The sequence below is a fragment of the Pseudomonas sp. Ga0074129 genome (genome assembly GCA_001465025.1).
Classification (GTDB): domain Bacteria; phylum Pseudomonadota; class Gammaproteobacteria; order Pseudomonadales; family Pseudomonadaceae; genus Aquipseudomonas.
In genome coordinates this window covers 22,402-28,493 of sequence record LNDO01000046.1, presented here as the reverse complement: position 1 = coordinate 28,493, position 6,092 = coordinate 22,402, and the positions used below count along the sequence as shown (strand labels likewise).

Annotated in this window: 6 protein-coding genes; 5 read left to right on the top strand and 1 reads right to left on the bottom strand. The window is 57.5% G+C overall.

Annotated elements, in window-relative coordinates:
* Positions 1–360: 360 nt before the first annotated feature.
* Genes AUK77_RS03655 through AUK77_RS03645 form a run of 3 tightly spaced genes read left to right on the top strand, consistent with a single transcriptional unit; the run spans position 361 to position 3,624 of the window.
* Positions 361–2,076: a proline--tRNA ligase gene (locus AUK77_RS03655; RefSeq protein ID WP_296126245.1), complete on the top strand. Its 1,716-nt coding sequence runs from the start codon at positions 361–363 to the stop codon at positions 2,074–2,076.
* Positions 2,077–2,090: 14 nt separating this feature from the next.
* Positions 2,091–3,044, top strand: a complete 954-nt coding sequence (locus AUK77_RS03650; RefSeq protein WP_296126243.1) for a hypothetical protein — start codon at positions 2,091–2,093, stop codon at positions 3,042–3,044.
* A gap of 7 nt (positions 3,045–3,051) precedes the next feature.
* Positions 3,052–3,624: a transglycosylase SLT domain-containing protein gene (locus AUK77_RS03645; protein WP_296126241.1), complete on the top strand. Its 573-nt coding sequence runs from the start codon at positions 3,052–3,054 to the stop codon at positions 3,622–3,624.
* Between the two features lie 9 nt (positions 3,625–3,633).
* Here AUK77_RS03645 and AUK77_RS03640 read toward each other — a convergent pair whose 3' ends face one another.
* Positions 3,634–4,113 carry a TlpA disulfide reductase family protein gene (locus AUK77_RS03640; RefSeq protein ID WP_296126238.1) on the bottom strand — a complete coding sequence of 160 codons (480 nt, stop codon included), beginning with the start codon at positions 4,111–4,113 and terminating at the stop codon, positions 3,634–3,636.
* A gap of 30 nt (positions 4,114–4,143) precedes the next feature.
* On the opposite strand from AUK77_RS03640, the gene AUK77_RS03635 reads away from it, so the two are divergent.
* Positions 4,144–5,550 (top strand): PilZ domain-containing protein, encoded by a 1,407-nt coding sequence (locus AUK77_RS03635; RefSeq protein ID WP_296126236.1) that lies wholly within the window; start codon positions 4,144–4,146, stop codon positions 5,548–5,550.
* Positions 5,551–5,672: 122 nt separating this feature from the next.
* Entirely contained in the window at positions 5,673–6,065 is a 393-nt protein-coding gene (locus AUK77_RS03630; RefSeq protein WP_296126234.1) for a hypothetical protein, read from the top strand.
* Positions 6,066–6,092: the final 27 nt, after the last annotated feature.

Below are 6,092 nucleotides of genomic sequence, written 5' to 3'. Positions count from 1 at the left end.
CTGCGCTTGAATCCTTTGGTGTGAGAGCCTGGATTCTACCGGTGGCTGGCCCTCTGCCTATCGTTTCAAGCGTTGCACTTATTCTATGAATTCAGGACCCTTAATTCGCACCCCATAGATCTCAAGTTATACGCAGCGATTTTGCCCTACCCTTTATAGGAGCCAACTTGCTGCGGTCCGACGTCTCGGCGATGCTCTTCCTAAGCCTTGATCGCCAGCAAGCTGGCTCCTACAGATGCCTCTTCCACCGCTGCATATCCGCTTGCCTGCAGTACAGCTGTCCCGTCCTGTACGCATCTACGCAGGCACCGTACAATGCGGGCCATTCAAAATCTCTTGCAACCGACAGAACAGCCAATTATGCGTACCAGCCAGTTCCTGCTCTCGACTCTTAAAGAAAACCCTTCCGACGCCGTGGTGATCAGCCATCAACTGATGCTGCGCGCGGGAATGATCCGCAAGCTGGCTTCCGGCCTTTACACCTGGCTGCCTATGGGCCTGCGCGTGCTGCGCAAGGTTGAAAAAGTCGTGCGCGAGGAAATGGACGCCGCTGGCGCACTCGAAGTGCTGATGCCAGGCATTCAGCCAGCCGAGCTGTGGCAGGAGTCCGGCCGCTGGGAGCAATACGGCCCTGAACTGCTGCGTATGAAGGATCGCCATGGCCGCGATTTTTGTGCAGGCCCAACCCACGAAGAAGTGATTACCGATCTGGCGCGCAACGAGCTGAACAGCTACAAGCAGCTGCCGATCAACCTCTACCAAATCCAGACCAAATTCCGTGACGAAATCCGGCCGCGCTTTGGCTTGATGCGCGGCCGCGAGTTCATCATGAAGGATGCTTACTCCTTTCATGCGGACCAAGCGTCCTTGCAACAAACCTACGACCGCATGCACCTGGCTTACTGCAACGTATTCACTCGCCTGGGCCTGAACTTCCGCCCGGTGCAAGCGGATACAGGGTCTATCGGCGGCACGGGTTCGCACGAGTTCCATGTATTGGCTGATTCCGGTGAAGACGACATCGCCTTCAGCAACGCCTCCGACTACGCCGCCAACATCGAGAAAGCTGAAGCTGTGCCGCGTGAAGCCGCCCGCGCAGCCGCCACCGAGGCCATGCGCCTAGTCGAAACACTGGACACCAAAACCATTGATGCGCTGGTGCAAGGCTTTGCCTTGGCCATTGAGAAAACCATCAAAACCTTGATTGTCCACGGAGCCAAAGAAGGCACGCTGGTGGCGCTGATTGTGCGCGGCGATCACGAACTGAACGAAATCAAGGCCGCCAACCTTGAAGAAGTCGCCAGCCCACTGGTGTTTGCATCGGAAGACGAAATCCGTGCGGCCGTCGGTGCCGGTCCTGGCTCGCTTGGCCCGGTCAACCTGCCAATCCCTTGCATCATCGATCGCTCGGTCGCCTTGATGAGCGACTTTGCTTCCGGCGCTAACATCGACGACAAACATTACTTTGGCGTTAACTGGGAGCGTGATCTGCCGCTGCCGAAAGTCTGCGATTTGCGCAATGTGATTGCCGGTGACCCGAGCCCAGACGGCAAAGGCACGCTTGAAATCAAACGCGGCATTGAGGTAGGGCATATCTTCCAACTCGGCACCAAATACAGCCAGGCGCTTAACTGCCAGGTACTGGGCGAGAACGGTAAGCCAGTTATCTTGACGATGGGCTGCTATGGCATTGGTGTGTCCCGTGTCGTTGCTGCCGCGATTGAGCAAAACAACGACGAGCGCGGCATTCTCTGGAACGACACCCTCGCCCCCTTCCAAATTGCCTTGGTGCCGCTGCGCTATGAGACCGAGCAGGTGCGTGAGGCCACCGACAAGCTGTATGCCGAACTGACCGCCGCTGGTTTTGAAGTGTTGCTGGATGACCGTGACAAGAAGACCAGCCCCGGCATCAAGTTCGCTGACATGGAGCTGATCGGCATCCCGCACCGTATCGTGGTAAGCGACCGCGGTCTGGCCGAAGGTAATCTGGAATACAAGAGCCGTCAGGAAACCGAAGCCCAGGCAGTGCCCGTCGCTGACATCCTGAGCTTTATCCAGGCCCGCATCAGCCGTTGATCTCAAGAGCCATCATGTTCAAGCGAAGCACCCTCAGCCTTATCGCCACCCTCACGGGTGGCATGTTGTTCCTCAGCGGTTGTGCCAACCAACTGCCGCAACGTAGCGAGCATGAAGAACGTATCGAGCGTAAATTGCTCGATCACAGCTTGCTGATTGAGGTGGGGGAACCGCGCGTGCTGGAGTTACCTCAGCGCCGCGTTCGCGTCTATGAACAAAAGACGTTCGAGGTCACCGCGTTCGATGTAACGCGCCGTTATGACCGTTACACGCCCTACCAGCCTTGGCGTGAGCTGTATGAAGTACCGCTGGGTGCGCTGGCGGTGGTTGGGGGTATCGGTGCTAACGCGTTGAACGTGGTGTTGCTTGGCAGTCTGCCGGATACGGCCACCAAGGACTGGATTAGCTATGGCTTTGCCGGCCTCAATCCAGCCATGAACGTTGAGTCCAATGGTCGCTCGCAGCAAAGTCTGGCCAACCTTGAAGAGCTCCGCCAGGATGCGCGCATGGAATATTCCAGCCTGCCTTGGGCCGAAAGGCCAGTGCAGGTTAGCTTTGGCAAAGAAAGCCACGAGCTACTGACCGACCGCAACGGCATCTTGCGCCTTAACCTGCTCGACAGCCCGTTTGCCGACAAGGACGTATCACGCATCAGCACGCTGCTGTTAACCGTAGAGGATGAACAAGGTTCGGCCCGTGCCGACGCCTCCTTGCTGGTCAGCCGCACCCTGCGCGGCAAGCTGCAGGAAGCCCACGACCTGATTTATAACGACCTTGAAAGTGATGACGTGGCCCAGTGGGTGCATCGGGTCAAACGTCTTTCCGAGCTAGGTCTTGAAGAAGAAGCCAGCGAGCTTGAGCAAAGCCTGATTGAGCTGACACGCAACGATCCAGAGCTGCAGAAAGCGTTTCTGCAAGCGCTGACCCAAGATGCCGGCAGGCTGGTTGCCGACCCTGGCAACGATTAACCGCGCCATGCTGCAAAGCGTGGCTGGTTTAGCGCTCTCACTGCTGATCAGCAGCGCAGTCGCTGCGCCGGTTCGTCAGGCGCCGGAACCCGAATTGCGACAGTTACTGCAGCACACTGTGGCGCAAGCCGACAGCTTCGACGATCGTTTTGATGCTGAGGTGTGGCTGCTAGATATGTCGACGCGCATGCGTCGTTTCATTCCCGATGCGCAAGAACGCCTGACCTTCTTGCGCTTGGTGCATCGCGAAGCCACACATGCTGGTTTACGTCCAGACTTGGTGATTGCGCTGATCCATGCCGAAAGCCATTTTAATCGCTTTGCCATTTCCTCAGTCGGGGCGCAGGGCATGATGCAGGTCATGCCATTCTGGAAGGCCGAGCTGGGTCGCCCGCAGGACAATCTCACCGATAACGCAACCAACCTGCGCTACGGCTGCACCATTCTCAGCTACTACCTGCGCAAGGAAAATGGCGATCTCAATCGCGCTCTAGCGCGCTACAACGGCAGCCTGGGCAAGCATGCTTACCCGGCCAAAGTGGTCGGCTTCTGGCATGATTTCTGGTACGTGAAGCCCTAATCTCGCCGGCTAACCTTCAGCTTTAAGCGCCGCTAACCGCGCCTTTAAACCCTCAGAGCTCTGCTCACCTAACAACCGCTCACGCATGCGCCCTTGAGGGTCAATCAGATAAGTAACCGGCAACACTTCATTGCGCGGCAGCTGGAAGCGCTCCGCCGGATCTTGCGCGAGCACAGTGAAGGTAATGCCCATTTCTTCTGTGGCCTGGCTAAGCTTTTCACCCTGCAGGGCATCGAAGTTGACGCCTAAGACCCAAACAGACTGATCTCGAAGCTCTACATCCAGCTCATTGAGCTCAGGAATTTCAGTGCGGCAAGGCGCGCACCATTGAGCCCAGTAATTAATCACTAACCACTGGCCTTCAAGGCGCTCAACCGCTACCTTTCGTCCATGCTGATCGACGCCAATGTCTTGCGCACAGCCGGCCAGGATCAAACCCAAGCCGAGTGCCGCGATACCACGAATGATCACCTGGAAACGCATGACCATGCATTTGCCTCCTGAATTCCTAGGGTTGATATGACATTAGATGCCTTGCGCCTGGAAGTGCCAGACATCCTTGACACCGACGTCGCATCACTGGCCGACCTCAATACACAGCTGGCCCAGGCACGCACACTGTCACCCGAAATGGCCTTGCAGCATGTACTCGCCCTGCTGTTTAAGCTAAACCGCAGCGCCATGACCTTACTCGAAAGGCAGCGCGCGCTGCAAAGCTTCAGCGATCAATACTGCCACTTCGGCAAGGCTTATCAGGGCGACACGCCCCCCAGCGCATTATTTGTACACCTGTGCAATGAGTTGGCGGTGGGCTTCAAACGCTTGTTGCTGCAAATTCTGCAAGGTCGCCAGCCATCCAGACCCCATCTGGCGTGGTGTTTGTACATGGCCCAGCATTTTTTAGCGCAAAGCCTGCTGCGTCACTATCAACTCTATCAAGAGCCGCCAGCCAGCCTGTGGCGCGACAGCCACCTGCTGTATTGGGTTGGCGAGCATCAAGATTGCCTGGATGAGCCCGTGGCGGCAGCGTTTTACCCGCAACCGGCCATTACCCTGCGCGGCCTGTACCAGCAGATGTTGCTGCTGGCTTTGAGCAACCCCTTTCACCTTGCCAGTGGCGAATGCGCGCTGTTATTTGGCGCACTCTCGCCGCTGGCCGGCCTGGCCCGTTTGCTGCCATGGGATGAAGACGAAGAGATTGAAGGCCCGATTGTCGACCTGAGCGAGCCGCAACCCTACCTCTCATTTGCCCAGCAGCCACAAGGCAACTCGGATTACTTGCGCCGTTTTGAGTTGGGTGCGCTGCTGGTGGCACTGCATGAACCGGCACCGTTGCAAAGCAGTGCCGAGCGCCACGTATTGGAGCGGGTGCAGCAGCATTGGCTTGGCCGCCAGCAACGACGCCATTCCAGAGCGGACCAAAGCAGCGCCTGTGAATTGGTGATCGGGCTGGTCAACATCCATGCGCAATTGCTTGAGCAACGTCCGCTGCGCAGCCCAGCAGTTACCCTTGATGCCAGCGCGGGCGGCGCGCGCTTACTGTGCAGCGCCGAGCAAGCTTCACAGCTGACGGTCGGCCAACTGGTGTTATTGACCCACAGTGATACCCCCACACTGGCTTTGGTGCGCTGGCGGCACCTTAACAATGAAGGCCTGCATCTAGGGCTGCGTTACCTCAAAGGCTTACCGCGCTCCGTTTGGCTGCGCAGAGCGCCTAGTGCACAAACCCATCCAGGCGTTCTGCAAAGCACGCCGGAGCCCGGCAATGGCTGGCACCATGGTTTGTGGCTGCCTAACGGACAGTTTGTTGAAGGGGAAAACATCTGGCTGCAATTGGCCAGTGCGCATAACCAGGCGATCCTGCCGCTGCCGAACGCCAATCTGGTGACGGCCTCGGTCACGCGCTTTCCGATGCAACTGGCCTAAACGCTGAAACTGCGAGAGCGGTCACGCGCAGTACCGGCCAAGTGCACAGTTTGTCGGGGTGGTCAGTTTTATAATTAATCACACTCACGCATGACGCGATTCGTTATTACCCGGACACTCCCATGAGTAATGCCCACGACACCTTGATTGGCAACGTACCCGCAACCATCATCAGCCTCGCCCGCTTTCAGGTCACCCCTTACGAAGGCCGCGTGGCCGAGTTCAATATTGCTACTTGGTTGCACCTGCCTGGTTTGGCCAACGTGGCGGTGTCTTTGCTCATCAGTTACCAGGACGGCGCAACCCGACGCGAGGTGGTAATTGACCATGGCAAGGTCAATACACACGGCAAGATTTTGCTGTCGAGCGTCGCACGCTTGCCGGTTAAGCAGAAAATCGAGCAGATGCAGGTGCGCTTGCGTTCGGCCACACCGGCTGGCGGTCTGCTGGTTGAAGAGTTGTTTGTTCAAGCGGTTGAATCGGCTCAACTCGACACGCGTCAGGCGCTGGCCTAACGCGTCGTCTTCAGCCCTTCCTGGCCA